This window comes from Rheinheimera tangshanensis, from assembly GCF_014645135.1.
Classification (GTDB): domain Bacteria; phylum Pseudomonadota; class Gammaproteobacteria; order Enterobacterales; family Alteromonadaceae; genus Pararheinheimera; species Pararheinheimera tangshanensis.
Genome location: NZ_BMLH01000009.1, coordinates 148,015 through 163,274 on the forward strand (window position 1 = coordinate 148,015; position 15,260 = coordinate 163,274).

General features: G+C 47.1%; 16 protein-coding genes. 4 read left to right on the top strand and 12 right to left on the bottom strand.

Annotated elements, in window-relative coordinates; genetic code table 11:
* Together IEW88_RS15560 and IEW88_RS15565 are read left to right on the top strand one after the other, a co-directional pair.
* Window positions 1-804, top strand: coding sequence for a TetR/AcrR family transcriptional regulator (locus IEW88_RS15560; protein WP_082335753.1), 804 nt, complete (start codon window positions 1-3; stop codon window positions 802-804).
* A 157-nt stretch (window positions 805-961) separates the two neighbouring features.
* Complete coding sequence (locus IEW88_RS15565) at window positions 962-1,711, top strand: MlaA family lipoprotein (protein WP_229670541.1); 750 nt, start codon at window positions 962-964, stop codon at window positions 1,709-1,711.
* Window positions 1,712-1,779: 68 nt separating this feature from the next.
* On the opposite strand, the gene IEW88_RS15570 is transcribed toward IEW88_RS15565, so the two are convergent.
* From IEW88_RS15570 to ccmA, 12 genes are all read right to left on the bottom strand, one after another.
* Window positions 1,780-2,844 (bottom strand): linear amide C-N hydrolase, encoded by a 1,065-nt coding sequence (locus IEW88_RS15570; RefSeq protein WP_147904847.1) that lies wholly within the window; start codon window positions 2,842-2,844, stop codon window positions 1,780-1,782.
* 132 nt (window positions 2,845-2,976) lie between these two features.
* On the bottom strand, window positions 2,977-3,963 hold the full coding sequence (locus IEW88_RS15575) for a Kelch repeat-containing protein (protein WP_185148627.1): 987 nt from the start codon (window positions 3,961-3,963) through the stop codon (window positions 2,977-2,979).
* A 65-nt stretch (window positions 3,964-4,028) separates the two neighbouring features.
* Window positions 4,029-5,447 carry a peptide MFS transporter gene (locus IEW88_RS15580; protein WP_147904848.1) on the bottom strand — a complete coding sequence of 473 codons (1,419 nt, stop codon included), beginning with the start codon at window positions 5,445-5,447 and terminating at the stop codon, window positions 4,029-4,031.
* A 243-nt stretch (window positions 5,448-5,690) separates the two neighbouring features.
* Window positions 5,691-6,908: a c-type cytochrome biogenesis protein CcmI gene (gene ccmI, locus IEW88_RS15585; RefSeq protein WP_147904849.1), complete on the bottom strand. Its 1,218-nt coding sequence runs from the start codon at window positions 6,906-6,908 to the stop codon at window positions 5,691-5,693.
* Window positions 6,908-7,390 (bottom strand): cytochrome c-type biogenesis protein, encoded by a 483-nt coding sequence (locus tag IEW88_RS15590; RefSeq protein WP_053424674.1) that lies wholly within the window; start codon window positions 7,388-7,390, stop codon window positions 6,908-6,910. Before IEW88_RS15590 ends, ccmI begins: the two co-directional genes overlap by 1 nt.
* Window positions 7,391-7,393: 3 nt before the next feature.
* Complete coding sequence (locus IEW88_RS15595; protein ID WP_053424673.1) at window positions 7,394-7,963, bottom strand: DsbE family thiol:disulfide interchange protein; 570 nt, start codon at window positions 7,961-7,963, stop codon at window positions 7,394-7,396.
* Window positions 7,956-9,923, bottom strand: a complete 1,968-nt coding sequence (locus tag IEW88_RS15600) for a heme lyase CcmF/NrfE family subunit (protein ID WP_147904850.1) — start codon at window positions 9,921-9,923, stop codon at window positions 7,956-7,958. Before IEW88_RS15600 ends, IEW88_RS15595 begins: the two co-directional genes overlap by 8 nt.
* Entirely contained in the window at window positions 9,920-10,462 is a 543-nt protein-coding gene (gene ccmE, locus IEW88_RS15605; RefSeq protein ID WP_147904851.1) for a cytochrome c maturation protein CcmE, read from the bottom strand. Before ccmE ends, IEW88_RS15600 begins: the two co-directional genes overlap by 4 nt.
* Window positions 10,463-10,663, bottom strand: a complete 201-nt coding sequence (ccmD, locus tag IEW88_RS15610; protein WP_147904852.1) for a heme exporter protein CcmD — start codon at window positions 10,661-10,663, stop codon at window positions 10,463-10,465.
* Window positions 10,663-11,415: a heme ABC transporter permease gene (locus IEW88_RS15615; protein ID WP_053424670.1), complete on the bottom strand. Its 753-nt coding sequence runs from the start codon at window positions 11,413-11,415 to the stop codon at window positions 10,663-10,665. The genes ccmD and IEW88_RS15615 overlap by 1 nt, the downstream gene beginning before the upstream one ends.
* A 1-nt stretch (window position 11,416) precedes the next feature.
* Window positions 11,417-12,082 (bottom strand): heme exporter protein CcmB, encoded by a 666-nt coding sequence (gene ccmB, locus IEW88_RS15620; protein ID WP_053424669.1) that lies wholly within the window; start codon window positions 12,080-12,082, stop codon window positions 11,417-11,419.
* Window positions 12,076-12,702 (bottom strand): cytochrome c biogenesis heme-transporting ATPase CcmA, encoded by a 627-nt coding sequence (ccmA, locus tag IEW88_RS15625; RefSeq protein WP_221411438.1) that lies wholly within the window; start codon window positions 12,700-12,702, stop codon window positions 12,076-12,078. Before ccmA ends, ccmB begins: the two co-directional genes overlap by 7 nt.
* Before the next feature lie 159 nt (window positions 12,703-12,861).
* On the opposite strand from ccmA, the gene IEW88_RS15630 reads away from it, so the two are divergent.
* Both IEW88_RS15630 and IEW88_RS15635 read left to right on the top strand, forming a co-directional pair.
* Window positions 12,862-14,790: a hypothetical protein gene (locus IEW88_RS15630; protein WP_188713514.1), complete on the top strand. Its 1,929-nt coding sequence runs from the start codon at window positions 12,862-12,864 to the stop codon at window positions 14,788-14,790.
* Between the two features lie 5 nt (window positions 14,791-14,795).
* Window positions 14,796-15,125, top strand: coding sequence for an EscU/YscU/HrcU family type III secretion system export apparatus switch protein (locus IEW88_RS15635; RefSeq protein ID WP_147904855.1), 330 nt, complete (start codon window positions 14,796-14,798; stop codon window positions 15,123-15,125).
* Window positions 15,126-15,260: the final 135 nt, after the last annotated feature.

Genomic DNA, 15,260 nt, shown 5'->3' on the forward strand with positions numbered 1-15,260 from the left:
ATGCTGAAATTTTTATGTGACATAACCAACAAAGAAGGCCGCAGCTGTCCTCTGGAGCAAAGGTTTAGCAAAAAACAGCAAGCCATAGCGGACCGTGAGCAGGAATTACTGCACATCGCCCATCAATTGGTGAAGGCCGAAGGTTACGCTAATTTGACGATGGATAAACTGACAGCGGCCAGCCCTTATTCCAAAGGCACCATCTACAATCATTTTTCCAGTAAAGAAGATGTGATCACTGCCCTTTGTAATTCTGCTTTACGCCATGAAATCAGCTTGTTTAAAAAAGCAGAATTATTTAATGGCAGCAGCAGGGAAAAAGCCTTAGCTTTGCATCAGGCCTATTTATTGTCGGCAAAAATGCAGCCCATTTTGTTTAGTTGTTTATTGACGGCTAAGTCGCCCTGGGTGCAGGAAAAAAGCTCGCCTGCGCGCTTAACTGTGCAACAAGAGCTTGAAAAGGAAGTGACACAGATGGTCGATCTGTTGCTGCAGCAAGCCATAGATGCCAACGAGTTGCAGCCGAAAAACGCAGCAACCATAGATCTGATGGCCTTTGCCAATTGGGCAATTTCTTTTGGTGGCATAGCACTTTTAAGTAGTGCCAGCGAAACGTACAGCATAGAACGTCTGCAGGGAACCCATCCATTTTTGTTCAACCTAAACTGCATGCTCGATGGCATGAACTGGTTGCCACTGAGCACGGACTGGGATTATTGCCAGAGCTGGCTGAGGATTGAGAAAGAAATCTTTAGTGCCGAACAACAGCAGCTCGCCACAGGCTTACCACTGACATTAAGTTAACTAAAGCATAGATCGGCTATATTTCTGTAGCGATGCAACTTTTTTCAACTATTTAACACAAATCAATGCAGCAAAGCTGATGATCCAGATCATGCTTTACCAGTATAATAATCAAGATGTTATTTCCCCTAACGGATGCAAATTTATGGTCTTACGCATGAAGCCTGTTTTAATGTCGTGCCTGTTGTTACTGGCGGTCACTGGCTGTGCCAGCAAAAAAGCAGCGGATGAGCAACAAGCTCAAACTAATTATCAGGACCCACGAGACCCTATTGAATCGGTGAACCGGGATATCTGGGATTTTAACTACGACGTACTGGATGCTTATGTGCTGCGTCCTGTTACTGTAGGTTATATGACGGTAGTACCTAAGCCTGCCCGTACTGGTGTAGCGAATATGGTCAACAACCTGAGTGAACCAGCAAGTTTCGTCAACGCCTTGTTACAAGCGAAACCCAGAAGCGCAGCTATTAGTCTTGGACGTTTTGTGCTGAACAGCACACTGGGGTTGTTCGGCTTATTTGATGTTGCAACCCGCATTGATCTTAAAGCACAGGATGAAGATTTTAACCAGACTCTGGCGGTATGGGGACTGGGTGATGGGGGGTATCTGATGGTTCCTGCGCTGGGCCCTACCACCACAAGAGGTCTGGTCGCCGGAGTTGTCGACGGCCTTTATTTCCCTCTGGGTTTGTTAAATTCGAATCTGACGATCACCCGTTTTACTGTCTCAGCACTGGATGGACGAGAGCAACTGATGTCGATGGAACAATTACTCAACGAATCTGTTGATCCTTATGCCTTTATCAAAGAAGCCTATTTCCAGCGGATCGAGTTTAAGATTCACGATGGCAATCCACCACAGAAAGAAGAAGACGAAGAGTATTTAGACGAGTATTTGCCATAACCTTGTATTACTGATCAATAAGGCCAGCATCAGCTGGCCTTTTTTGTTGTTCAAAGCTCAGACTTATTCTAATTTTCCAGTTCTAACCCTTTAAAATCAAAAGGTTTAGCATTAACAAAAGATGCACTGCTTTCCCCCGCATAAATTTGACCAGCATCCAGATTCAACTTCTTAACCTGAGCACTCTCTCTAAAATCTATGTTACGAAAATCTACCCACACCACGTTAGGTGACAGCACATTCTCAAAATAGTAAACAAGATTGCGCTGATCGGCCACCACACGCCATCTGGTATTGGATAAATGAGGCTGGTCCGCTGTGCCTATACCATAAGGCACAGACACATTCCGAACAATGCTAAAGACGCTGGCCACCGCAATTTTCGCATCACTGGTTTGTGGGATCATGTTCAAGTAATACCAGGCTCGGACCAGACGATCGGACGCTCTTGCTGTTCCTGGCAAAAAGGCCTGTCCTGACACAGAATCCCAATAACTTTTCACCGCAAGTTGTTGTTCATACGGCGGATCATTAGTCATCACCTGATAGCTTTTATCGTGGTGGATCACCAGTTTACCGCCTATATATTCGAAGATCGCACTGTCCCCTGTCGCATCAGACAAGGACAAATGCACCGTAGTAAATTTATCTGTACCAGGAATAAAGTCGGAGACAATAGCAAAAGTTTCCTTACGGAAGAACGCCACAGCCTGCTCTACTGTGGCAAAGTTATCAAGAGCATATTGAGCCCAGGCCGCTATGGTTAAGCCTGGCTTGTCACCATGGTACTCAAATTTGGGATACTCAGAAGCAACCAGCCACAGCAGATTTGCCACCAGACCTTTTTCATTCATGCCATCAGGGGTTGCGATGTCCCAGGAACTGGCCGCGATACTGCCATATTTGGAGCGCCATGAAATAGAATTAGGCCCTACCTGTCCACTGCGCTGCATTCCCCGGGGAAATATCCACAAATTAGCGGGAATATCTATGGAGAAATCCATACTTCGGCCTGTTAATACCGTATCTTGTGGACCAATATAAACTAATCGGGTACAAGCCTGGACGGGATAAAAACTGGCACCAAGACATGCCAGGATTAAACCGAACAGTATAGAAATCGAATATTTCATCACCCTCTCCTTTCGCTATTTTTATATGAGTATCCATGGGACCGTTTTTCCGTTGAAAAATCTACGATTTAACAGTCACTTCGGCTTTGTGATGCATTAAAAATAGTTAAGAATAAAGGAGGCAGATCATTTTTATTTTACAGATACTTTCTCTAACACAGCGCTGGTCTGCTTTAAACCCACAGCTGTAGCCCCGCCTATAACGTAAATAGCCTCATCCAGTACAACAGCACCCAAACCATGACGGGGTAGCGGCATTTCTCCATGCTGCTGCCAGTTATTTTCTGCAGCAGAATAAGCCCAGACTTTACTGAACACTCCGCCGCCCTGCTCAAAAAACTCCCCTCCAAATACCCAGAGCTGTTGATGAAGTACCGCAGCGGCTAAACCGCCTTGTGCTTCAGGCATAGCTTTTTCCAAAGCCCACTGCTGGTTTTTTGGATTAAACCTATGAACGCCAGCTTTGTTGCCAGCTTTGACTTGCCGCCCCCCCATCAGATAAGCCATATCATTCCATACCACAGCTGCGGCACTATTTTTAGCTTCCGGCAAAACTGGCCCCATTTCAGTTTTTAATGACTTTGGGTCAAAAATCCAGTGGATGGCTACATCAGTCTGATCGTGCCACTGGGCATTTGCCTCTGTTGCAGGAGAACGTCCGGATACAAGATGTACTTTATCACTCAGCACAAAACTAACGGTTTCACTCAAAGGTGCAGGCAAGGTCGCAACTTTTAGCCAACGTTGCTGCTTCAGATTTAACTGCAATACGTCAGCACTGGCACTCCAGTGCCCACCATTCGCCTGAATAAAACCACCAAATAAAAACAGCTGGTCGAGCACAGCCACTAACTGACCATGGTGGCGCCCTTCAGGTAAAGCTGGCCCATAACGCCATGTGTTGGTTTTTGGATTGTAGATCTGCACTAGTGCCGTCATTTGGCCTTGTTGTTTTGGTAATTCAGAACTTAAGCCACCGGCGACATAGATTTCGCCCTTAAATACGGCAGGGTAAATCTCCTGCACAGGCAAAAGCATATCGGCCTGCCTCTGCCAGTTCAAACTAGCAGCCAGCAGCTGCGCACTAAACACCATCAACAAAATACCAACAATCTTCATAAGAAACTCCAATAAAAAAAGGCCAGCGGATTGCTCCTGCTGGCCTTCTAAAGCTACTTAAAAGCTTAGCTTTGCATACGCTCAGCGCCATGCATCCAACGTACTAAAGTACCGGACAACATCCAAAGCACAGCAGCAAAAACGACCAGCGCTACAGCTATACCACCAAACACTACCAGTAAACCAGCGTGAGCGGCCTGTACACCAAAGGATGCGGCAAATTCAACGACAGCAGGGTTATCACCAGCAGTATCAGAATAAGCCCCCACAAAGCCAGCCAGATAATGAGCTACTGCAGGCATCAGGAACCAGACGCCCATAATCAGCGACGCCAGTTTCACCGGAGCCAGTTTAGTCATTAAGGACAAGCCCACAGGAGAAATACACAACTCACCTAAAGTGTGGAATAAAAACGCTAAAGTTAACCACATCATGCTGGATTTAGCAGAAGGGTTGACCTGCATCTCAAATATACCTGCGATCAGGAACAGGAAGCCGATAGAAGTTAACAACATACCAAATAAAATTTTGATAGGGGCGTCAGGTTGTTTATTCATTGCATTGAGTTTCACCCATAACCAGGCAAATACAGGAGCAAACATCAGAATAAACAGCGGGTTTAACGATTGGAACCAACCTGCAGGAACTTCAAAAGTGCCTACCATACGGTCTGTGTGTTCAGAAGCAAACAAACTCATTAAACCACCCGCTTGCTCAAAAGCCAGCCAGAACATAGTCACGAAAATAAACAGGAATAACACCACGCGCAGACGATCAAACTCAACTTTAGTTAAAGGAGTCGGAGTACCTGATGAGCTGCGTGACAAAATACGACCCGGCACTTTACCTAAATCACCTAAGTATTTTTGTGCAAACAATAATTGGATCACCACAGATAAAGTCATACCAATACCAGCAGCTAAATAGCCATAACGCCAGCCGAATGCATCGCTTTCACCTAAAGACGAGGTTACTAATGGCGCGATAAAGGCACCTAAGTTGATACCCATATAGAAAATAGTGAAGCCACCGTCACGACGGGCATCACCTTGTGGATACAAGTCACCCACTATCGCAGAGATATTCGGTTTAAATAAACCGTTACCAGCAATAATAAAACCTAAACCCACATAAAACAGCGACATGCTGTGAGGTGTCGCCGCAAACAAGGTGTACTGGCCTATGGCCATTAAAGCACCACCGAGAATAATAGATTTACGCTGGCCTAACAGATTGTCTGCAATCAAACCACCAAATAAAGTGGCGGCGTACACTAGGCCTGTGTAGTACCCGTATAACAACAAGGCATCGCCGTGACTCAGGCCAAAACCTGGGTTGGTCGATTCAGTGGCGGCAACTAAAGTCAGAATAAGTAAAGCGCGCATCCCATAGTAGGAAAAACGCTCCCACATTTCTGTGGAAAAAAGCAGGAAGAGTCCTTTCGGATGACCGAATAAAGTCCCCGAAGCTGGCGGTTGATTCATAACGTGATCCTAGATTGTGGGTTTATTTTAATTATGGTTGAAGCGACTTGACTGTCAGGTGCAGACTGCAATGTGCAGGTCCAAACACCGGACAGACTTCTCAAAGTTGCCGTGTTATAGCCTATTGGCCAGCAAATGAAAAGAGGCAAAGGGGCAGAACGCCGACGCAAAAGGCCAGAGCCTGACCTTTTGCTTATTTAATCGACAGTTTCAGCAGATATTTAAGCAAGACTTCAGCCTGAGTTAAGGCTTTAGCTCCAGACTCAGCTTCAGCTTTGGCTCAGTAAAACTAAGCACTTCAGACTGCACTTGGGGTCCATTTTCGTCATTCAGTACTTGTCCTGATAAAGACAAACGGGCACTGATTTGGATACGTTCTGCGTTAGCCAAAGTCCAGCCAGCTTGCATGGCCTGAGCTTCACTCAGTTCAATGCTTTGAGTGCCATTAAACACAGCCAGCTTTTGCACTGCTAAAGGCAAAGGCGGACCATCCACAGCTTTAGCAAATACAAAAAGAGTACCTGTTTTGTATTGCTCCGCTAACTCTGGACTGATACTCAGCTGGACTGAAATCTGACGACCAGATACAGCGGCTGTATTCGGCGCTTCGGCTTGTTCTGGTGTTGAAGTCAGCCCAAGTTTCTGCTGCACCAGGGCATAGCGTGGATCGGCTTTATCCAGTTTCGGTAATAACAACTGCCAGGCCTTTTGAGCTTGTTCTTTATCGCCACGCTCTTCAGCCACCATACCCAGCATAGACAGGGCGTCGGTATTTTCAGGGTCCTGTTGCAGCACTTTGGCTAAACTCCGAACCGCTTTAGCAAGATGTTCCTCGCTGCCGCCGACCAACAGTGCCTGACTGTAACTAATCAACACATTGACGCGGTTCGGGGTTAAAGCCAATGCTTTTTCAAAAGCTTCAATAGCATCATCCAGCATGCCTTTAGACAACCAAATGCGGCCAATTACAAACCAGGCCACTGCATCATCACCTTCTTTGCTGATTTTTGTCCGCAGCGCCAACGCAAATAACTCTATTTCTTCGTTTGTTAAGGGTTCTCCCTTATTTAACAAGGCGCGCTCGCCATAAGCCGGGAGCTGCTGCTGCGCAGTCTGCCAGTTATTCAGTTGCGTATAATGGCCTGTCTGGCTATACAGTGCTACTGTGCCCACAACCACAAGCAACGAAGTGCCCAGCACCCAGGCAGTTGCAGAGCTTGAAGTCGTTTGCTGACTTTGCTGTGATTGCAAATACTGAGCTTTTAATTCCGTAGCGGCCTGAGTGAAATCCTGCTCTGCTAGTTCGCCATTGTCACGAGCTTGTGACAACAAACGTAGTTTATCTTCGAACTGCACCACCGGATTTAACTGTACTTCTTCCCCCTGGCGGCGGAAAAATAACAGCAATATCAGAACAAGCGCCAGCATCAAAGCTGCGGCAAAACTTAACGACATCAGCATCAGCTTTTTCTCCTGTACTGCTCAATCAGTTGATCCAGTTGCTGTTCCAGTTCTGGCTCTGACTGCATCTGAGCCTGATCTGCGGCTTCTGACACCACAGCTTTGCCTTGGGCTTTACGACGTACCAAAAGTAATACCATCAGTCCGACCACCATCAGCGCTGGCAATAACCATAAAATCAAGGTGAATTTATTCAGCGGCGGCTGGTAATGCACAAAATCGCCGTAACGGCTTTTCATATACTCCAGCACTTGTGCTTTGTCTTGTCCCTGCTGCACCAGCTCCAATGTTTTATTGCGCATATCTACGGCAACAACAGCATTAGAGTCAGCAATATTCTGGTTCTGACATTTAGGGCAACGCAATTCGTGCGTCAGCTCCTTAAATAAAGCTTGCTGCTCCGGGCTTTTAAACTCTATTAAGACTTGGGTCGCCTGTGCTGCACTGATAAGAAACAGCAGGCTTAGAAAAAAGTACTTCATACCCTACTCCTGCAAGCTTTGATAAGCAGCAGCCAGCTTTTGCTGCCAGACCTGCGGGTTAATATCACCAATATGGTGCTGACGAATAATACCCTGGGCATCCACTAAGAAGGTTTCCGGCGCACCAGTGACGCCTAAATCAAAAATCAGTGTGCGGTCTTTATCCAGAATATTCCACTGATAAGGGTTGCCTTGTTGCTCCAGTTTTAATGCCACTTCCTGCTGCAAAGCGGCAAGGTTAAACACCTCACCAAACGCAGCGTCGACCGGCTGTTGATAATACAAACCGACAATCATCACCCCCTGTTCGCGCAGCTCCGTTAAATAGGCAAGCTCGGCATTACAGGTCACACACCAAGTGCCCCAAACATTAAGTAAAAACGGCTTGCCCTTGACACTGTCAGGCGTCCAAATCTTTTCCGGCTGCTGTAAATCCGGTAAGGCAAATGCAGGCAATGGCTTGTCAATCACTGAAGACTCTCGCTCCATAGGATTAGAGAATAAACCACTGAACAAAAACACTGACAAACCAATAAAGAGTGCAAATGGGATAAAAAATGCAAGTTTACGCATCTGCGGTCTCCTTCAGTTCCCCAGGTGCAGTTTTACGACGGTAGCGTTTATCGCACAATGCAATCAAACCGCCCAGCGCCATTAATAAGCCACCCAGCCAAATCCAGCGTACAAAAGGTTTCACATACAAACTTAAGGCCCAGCTGTCATCAGACAAGGATTCACCCAACGCCACATACAAGTCACGACTTAAACGGGCATGCACAGCAGCTTCTGTCATCACAGTACGCTGCACTGTATAAAAACGTTTCTCTGCATGTAAGTGAGTGACATAGTCGCCCTGGTAGCTAACATCCAGCTCAGCCGCTTCGCCTGTGTAATTGGGGCCATTCAGTGGATAGACTTCGACTAGCTTAAACTGATAACCAGCCAACTCCACTTGCTCACCTGCTTTCATTCTGACCTGAGTTTCGACACTATAGGTTTTGGTCATAGCCACACCGACCACCAGCACCGCAAAGCCAATATGCGCCAGCGTCATGCCAAAATGGCTGGCGTTGAGCTTAGTTAAGCCTTGTTTGACTGAGCCGAACTGCTGCAAGCGCTGCAACAATTCAAAAATAGCGGAAGAACCGACCCAGGCACCGAGTAATAAACCTAACAAGGCTAAATTGGCCTGAATACTTTGTGTCGCCGCCAAAGTGCCCAGCGCCAGAATCAAAGTCGCTATCGCCACTAAACTCATTGGCTTCAGTAAAGGTTGCACTTGCTGTTGTTTCCAGCGCACCCAGGGGCCTAAACCCAGCAACAAGGCAAAAGGGATCACCAGATAATAAAACAGCTGATTAAAAAACGGCTCGCCAATAGAGATTGAGCCTAAGCCAAGTTCTTTATGTACCAGCGGAAATAAAGTACCAAGCAGCACCACTAAAGTCGCGGTGAGCAGGAAAATGTTATTGCCCCACAACAGTACTTCGCGGGAGAACAATTCATAGCGGGCCTGACTGCGTACTGAGTGCATCCGTAGTGCATACAGCAGTAATGAGCCACCGACCACCACCAGTAAAAACGCCAGTAAATACAAGCCTCGATCCGGATCAGCAGCAAAAGAATGCACTGATACCAACACGCCTGAACGAACTAAAAAGGCGCCCAATAAACTTAACGAAAATGCAGCTATAGCCAAAAGCACTGTCCAGGATTTGAAGGTGCCACGTTTTTCAGTCACAGCTAACGAGTGAATAAGCGCAGTGCCGACCAACCATGGCATAAAGGAGGCGTTTTCTACCGGGTCCCAGAACCACCAGCCCCCCCAGCCTAATTCAGCATAAGCCCACCAGCTGCCAAGCATGATACCAAGAGTCAAAAACATCCAGGCTGCTAAAGTCCAGGGTCTGGCCCAGCGCGCCCAGGTACTGTCAAACTTGCCGCCCATCAAGGCTGCTATGGCAAAAGCAAAAGACACAGCAAAACCAACATAGCCCATATACAACATAGGCGGATGAATGATCATGCCAAAGTCTTGCAACAACGGATTTAAGTCACGACCATCGACCGGGAAATACGGCAGACTGCGCATAAAAGGATTAGACATAAAGAGCACAAAGGCATAAAAACCTACAGCTATTAAGCCCATTACACCTAAAATTCTGCCCTGAAACTGTAAAGGCAAACTGCGGGAAAACAGCGCCACGGCAGCAATCCAGCCGGACAAGGTTAATAACCACAACAACATCGAACCTTCATGCCCACCCCAGACTGCAGTCAGACGGTAATACCAGGGCAATAAGGAGTTGGAGTTGGTCGCGACATAGACCACAGTAAAATCATTCGACCAAAAGGCGTAAGACAAAGCCCAAAATGAAAAGGCGGTCAGTAAAAACAAGGCATAAGACAGTGGATTACCTAACTGTAGTGCAGTCTGATGACCTTTAAAGCTGCCATACAAAGGCACTATGGCCAAAGCCAAAGAAATACAAAGCGCAAAGGTCAGCGCCAATTGACCATATTCTGCGATCATGGCTGTTGACCTGCAGGTTTGCCTTGTTCTGGCGTGGTAGTCTCAGGCTCAGAAACTTTAGGCTGACCATAAGACTGCATATTTTTTGGCGCCACGTGTTTAATACCTTTAACGGCTTCAGCTACTTCAGGCGGCATATATTCTTCGTCGTGTTTGGCTAACACTTCAGAAGCCAATATGGTCTTTGCATCCACTAATACGCCCTGAGCCACAATGCCCTGCCCTTCACGGAATAAATCCGGCAATATGCCTTCGTATTCCACAGTGACTATCGGGCCTGTGTCGACTAAATCGAAGCTGACTTTGAGTGAATTCGGGTCGCGCCTTACCGAGCCTTTCACCACCATGCCACCAATCCGAAGCCGCTGGCCAATTTCAGGTTTTACTTTGTCATCGCCCATACCTTCAATCAATTGGCTTGGCGTGTAAAACAAATCAATATTTTGCTGCAATGCATACAACATGGCGCCAATGGCACCACCTAACAACAACACAAAGGCCACGACAGCCACTAAGCGTTTTTGACGTCTCGGATTCATCTACTTCTCTCTCTCCTGATGTTGCCGCACCCGTTGCTCCCGCGCTGCTTTGGCGCGGATTTGTTGTTGTATTTGTTTATGTTGTCGCTTGCTGTACCACCACAAGCCCAGCAACAACAGATAGGTAGAACCAAAAGATAACCAGACAAAAAGCGCGTAACCGCCCATAAACCAAAAGTCTGCCCAGGATGTAAAAGCCATTAGCCTCGCTCCCCTTGTTGTTGATCCACCCACTGCCGGACCCAAGGTCTGTGCTGTTCAAAAATTAAAATCTGACTGCGTAAACGTAAACAGGTTAAAGCCGCTAACAGCAAGGCAAAACCTAAAAGGCTGATCAAAAGTGGCCATAACATCGAGGGATCAATCGAAGGTTTAGCAAATTTAGTAATAGTGGCGCCTTGATGTAGGGTGTTCCACCACTCAACAGAGTAATGAATGATAGGCAGATTAACCACGCCCACTATCGCCAGTAAGGAGGCGACTTTGATACCGCGCGCTGCTTCTGAAAAGGCGCCGGCAAGCGCAATCACACCCAGATATAAAAACAACAACACTAACTCGGAAGTTAAACGTGCATCCCAGACCCACCAGGTGCCCCACATCGGCTTGCCCCAGGCAGCGCCAGTCAATAATGCGATGACGGTGTAGACAGCGCCTATAGGTGCAATCGCCAATACGGCCCATTGTGCAACACGTATTTGCCAGACCAGACCTATAAAAGCAGCAATGGCCATGCTGCTATAAGCCCCCATGGACCAAATGGCTGCAGGCACATGAATGTAAATAATGCGGTAACTATCTCCTTGCTGATAATCCGAAGGGCTAAAGGCTAAGCCCCAAATATTACCGAGCAGCAATGTAAACAAAGCCAGTCCCATCAAATAAGGCAATAAGCGGCCACACAGATGGTACAAAGTTTCAGGTTTAGCATAAGGATCTAACCAACGGAACATACTACCCCACATTCATTCGAAGCGCCTGACGCACGGCCAGAGGCACCAGCGCTAAGGCAAACAATAAAAAAGCTAATAATACAGCCAACTGCCCTGTGTAAGGCAACGCTGTGGCTGCGGCTTCCATAGCACCGCTGGCAAAAATCAGCAGTGGAATATACAAAGGTAAAATAATCAGCGCCTGCAGAATACCGCCTTTATCTGCAGCCATAGTCAGCGCCGCCCCCAGCACACTCAGCAGGCTTAATACGGGCGTACCCAGTAATAGGGTCACTACTAAAACCTGCCAACTTTGCCAATCGAGCCCCAATAACACCGCAATAAGCGGAGAGACCAACACTAAGGGCACACCGGTCGATAACCAGTGACAACAAATTTTGGCCGTAACATAACTAAACAATCCCTGACGACCTGCCACTAACTGCTCAATCACCCCATAACGGTAGTCATCTTTAAACAAACGTTCAGCCGATAACAACACACTTAACAGCGCCGCTATCCAGACCAAACCTGGCGCTATTTGTTTTAACATGCCGGGTTCAGGACCTATCCCAAGCGGAAACAAGCTTAAGACCAATAAAAAAAACACCAATGGATTCAGCCAGTCGGCCTTTTGCCGCCCCAACAGCTGTAACTCACGTTGGACTAAAGCGCGCCACATCACCATCTGTACTCCAGTTCTATCGCCTGAAGTGCCGGATAATCAGCTGACAAGCTCTGGTGGCTGGTCAATACAATAAGACCACCTTTGGCAAGATGCTGTAAAAAATGCTGTTCCAGTGTAGCGATCAACTGCTGATCCAAAGAAGTAAAAGGCTCATCCAATATCCACACAGGTTTCGTGCTAAACCACAAACGAGCTAAAGAGACGCGACGCTGCTGACCGGCAGAGAGCATAAAACAAGGAATATCTTCAAGACCGGCCAAGCCCAGAGAGCCCAATAACTGGTAAGGATCTGCCACAGCTTGTTCAGATAACGCCGACCAGAAGGCTAAGTTTTGTAAGGCTGTGAGCTGCGGATGAATACCGCTGTGGTGGCCAATAAACAGCAACTGCTCGGCAAACTCTTCGGATTGCCCGGACAGAGGTTTACCGCGGAATAAAATCTGACCGTCTTCAGGCAAAGTTAAACCCGCCAGCAGTCGCAACAGCGAACTTTTACCGGCACCGTTTTTTCCTTGTATATAAAGCACTTGCCCTGCACTCAACTGAAAATTTAAGTTTTCAAACAACACTCTGTCCTGGCGGACACAGCTTAATGCTTCGGCGGCCAAAATTATCGACAAAGGGCAAACTCCCAAAAAAAGTCGCGGCATCTTAGCATATTGGCAATAGAATACGAATGCGCTATAACCTTGAAACAGCGGGCTTTATAGAAATTAATGTTTTAGATCAAAACCACAAGCGCCGATATAATTGAGCGAAGCCCTGATGGCAACCAATGGATGTACAGCCCAGTGAACCAGATCACTCTAGATAGTGCGTTAAGCGCCCAAACCAAAGGGTCAGTACCTGCTGCTGTGCTGGTAGAAGAACATAACTATCAGGCGCTGCTGAATATTGGCAAAGATGGTATAGGCCAATTAAAGCTGCAAGGCCCGTCTGGTATGGTACTGATCCAGGATGCAAAACTGAATTTACCTGCCTTACAAGGGCAGCTAATGGTGCAATTAACTCAGGCTTTGTCAGGTCAGTTGCAATTAAAACTGAGCCAAAATGGGCCCCAGCCCATGCCAGTACAACTGACTCAGCCGCAATTGCAACAATTGGTAACCCAACTCAGTGCGCACATTTCAACGCAAACCAATTCGCAACTCAGTGCTCAACTTAATTCACAATTAACGGCCCAGCTGCAAACACAATCAAGTACTCATCTGGCAAAAGTTATACAAGTGCAGGTACAAATTCAGCGCCAGGATCAGCAACTGATATTGCAATTGGGACAAACTAAAGTGCAGTTGCCTTTACCTGCTGCTTTACAGGCTTTGCCCGCAAGCCAATGGCTGGACGCTAAGTTACAGCTAAAAGCTGGCCAGCTCAGTCTGGTGTTGCCCAAAGCGGCCTTACTGCCAACGACTGTGGATCCAAAAGCTGCGCCTGAATTGCTTACGGTACCGCTTAAAACTGGATCTACATCGATCCCCCAGAAAAGTCAGCCAGTAGCAGCGGTACAAACTCAGGCACAGATAAAAACACCAGCTTTAGCACAACAGCAAACTATTATTCCGTTGCCTGCCCCAGTGCAGCAGCGCATTTTGCCTTTGGTCGTACCGCAGTTAACCCATGCAGTATCAGGCACAGTATTGAGTTTAAATGAGTTAAAACAACTGCCCTTGCCCGCAGCGACCAAACAGCAACTGGCCGATCCGCACTATCAGCTGCAACTCACGCCTCAAGGTCAGCTACAACTCAAAGCTATCCCTGAACAAAAAACCATAGTGATTGAAGCTCAGCCTAAAGTGCTGCAACTGCAAAGTTCAAAAACAGAAGCAAATCAGGCTGTGTCAGGCCCTATCGAAGCCACAAAGTTTGTAAAACCTCAGGTAGAACCTGCAGTGCTAAATCAGGCCTGGCGCCAGTTATTGCCTATGCTGGATCCGCAGTGGGAAAATCTGGCTGACGTACCGGAGTTGCCTGAAGCAGTCAAAGCAATTTTGCAGTTAGTACGGCAAAGCCAGCCGGATGCCAGCAAACTAAGCAATCTGGCGCAGCTACCGGCTCAGTTACAGGCCTTGTTGCAGTTTAATCCACTGCAAAACGTCACTATGCCGCAAACCGCAGCTGGTACTCTGGCGGTCGCTATTCAGTTATTGTTAGGCCGTCTGGGGCAGACTTTGCCGCAAAATGACAAAGGGCCGAATAAAGATCATAAGCTCAAAGAGTTTGTCGCACAGCTCGATCAAACCCAAAGTAGTCAACTGCTTAAACAACTCTCCAGCCACAGCTCTTCAATGCAACATGCCCAGCTCGCGACCCTGGAGCAACAAAGTAAAGATCCGTTGCAGCAGATTTTCTTGACCTTACCGATCCAAAACCAGCAAGTCTCAGACTTTTGTCAGATAGCCATCAACCAGCAGGAAGAAGAGCAGGAAAATGGCAAAGGTAAGTCTGTGGCCTGGCAGTTGTCGATGAAATTTGATTTAAAACAGCTGGGACAATTGTTGGCGATCAGTAAGTTATCCGGCTCGTCCTTGTCGTTGCAGTTGTATACCGACACCAGCATGCTAAAACTGCTGGCAGAAAAATACCTGCCACTATTAAAAGACAGATGCAAAGCTCAGGGCATTGATGTGAAAGAAGCCCATTGTCAGCTCGGCAAAATTCCGGATAGCTTAATGCCAAAAACCACCAGCTTGCTGGCCATTCGGGTGTAGAACCAATGAAAGACGTGACGAAAAATTCCGATGCGATAGACCTGGGCGCCAGTGCTGTAGCCCTGGCTTATGATGGCAAAAATGCCCCCCAAATAGTTGCCAAAGGCCATGGCGAACTGGCGCAGGATATTATTGCCACAGCCAAAGAGCATGGGGTGTTGGTGCATGAAGATGAAGAGCTGGTCAAAGTATTGCAACGTATCGAACTTGGTACGGATATCCCCAAAGAGCTCTACATCATCATCGCCGAGCTCATCGCCTTCTCTTATGTGTTACAGGGCAAATTCCCGGACGAGTGGCACAATATTCACCAGCGTATCGATTTAAAAAGCTAACTCTAAAAATGGGGTCAGATCACATTGTTAACAGTTAACAATGTGATCTGACCCTGAGGTATCCCCACAAAAATATGAGTAAAATCATAGAGGTGATACAAAAAATTAAGTAAGTGAGAACATTCATGGTGTTCG

Coding starts and splice junctions, on each gene's coding strand:
- IEW88_RS15560 (WP_082335753.1), top strand. CDS start 1: ATGCTGAAATTTTTATGTGACATAACCAACAAAGAAGGCCGCAGCTGT.
- IEW88_RS15565 (WP_229670541.1), top strand. CDS start 962: ATGAAGCCTGTTTTAATGTCGTGCCTGTTGTTACTGGCGGTCACTGGC.
- IEW88_RS15570 (WP_147904847.1), bottom strand. CDS start 2,844: ATGAAATATTCGATTTCTATACTGTTCGGTTTAATCCTGGCATGTCTT.
- IEW88_RS15575 (WP_185148627.1), bottom strand. CDS start 3,963: ATGAAGATTGTTGGTATTTTGTTGATGGTGTTTAGTGCGCAGCTGCTG.
- IEW88_RS15580 (WP_147904848.1), bottom strand. CDS start 5,447: ATGAATCAACCGCCAGCTTCGGGGACTTTATTCGGTCATCCGAAAGGA.
- ccmI (WP_147904849.1), bottom strand. CDS start 6,908: ATGCTGATGTCGTTAAGTTTTGCCGCAGCTTTGATGCTGGCGCTTGTT.
- IEW88_RS15590 (WP_053424674.1), bottom strand. CDS start 7,390: ATGAAGTACTTTTTTCTAAGCCTGCTGTTTCTTATCAGTGCAGCACAG.
- IEW88_RS15595 (WP_053424673.1), bottom strand. CDS start 7,963: ATGCGTAAACTTGCATTTTTTATCCCATTTGCACTCTTTATTGGTTTG.
- IEW88_RS15600 (WP_147904850.1), bottom strand. CDS start 9,923: ATGATCGCAGAATATGGTCAATTGGCGCTGACCTTTGCGCTTTGTATT.
- ccmE (WP_147904851.1), bottom strand. CDS start 10,462: ATGAATCCGAGACGTCAAAAACGCTTAGTGGCTGTCGTGGCCTTTGTG.
- ccmD (WP_147904852.1), bottom strand. CDS start 10,663: ATGGCTTTTACATCCTGGGCAGACTTTTGGTTTATGGGCGGTTACGCG.
- IEW88_RS15615 (WP_053424670.1), bottom strand. CDS start 11,415: ATGTTCCGTTGGTTAGATCCTTATGCTAAACCTGAAACTTTGTACCAT.
- ccmB (WP_053424669.1), bottom strand. CDS start 12,082: ATGGTGATGTGGCGCGCTTTAGTCCAACGTGAGTTACAGCTGTTGGGG.
- IEW88_RS15630 (WP_188713514.1), top strand. CDS start 12,862: ATGTACAGCCCAGTGAACCAGATCACTCTAGATAGTGCGTTAAGCGCC.
- IEW88_RS15635 (WP_147904855.1), top strand. CDS start 14,796: ATGAAAGACGTGACGAAAAATTCCGATGCGATAGACCTGGGCGCCAGT.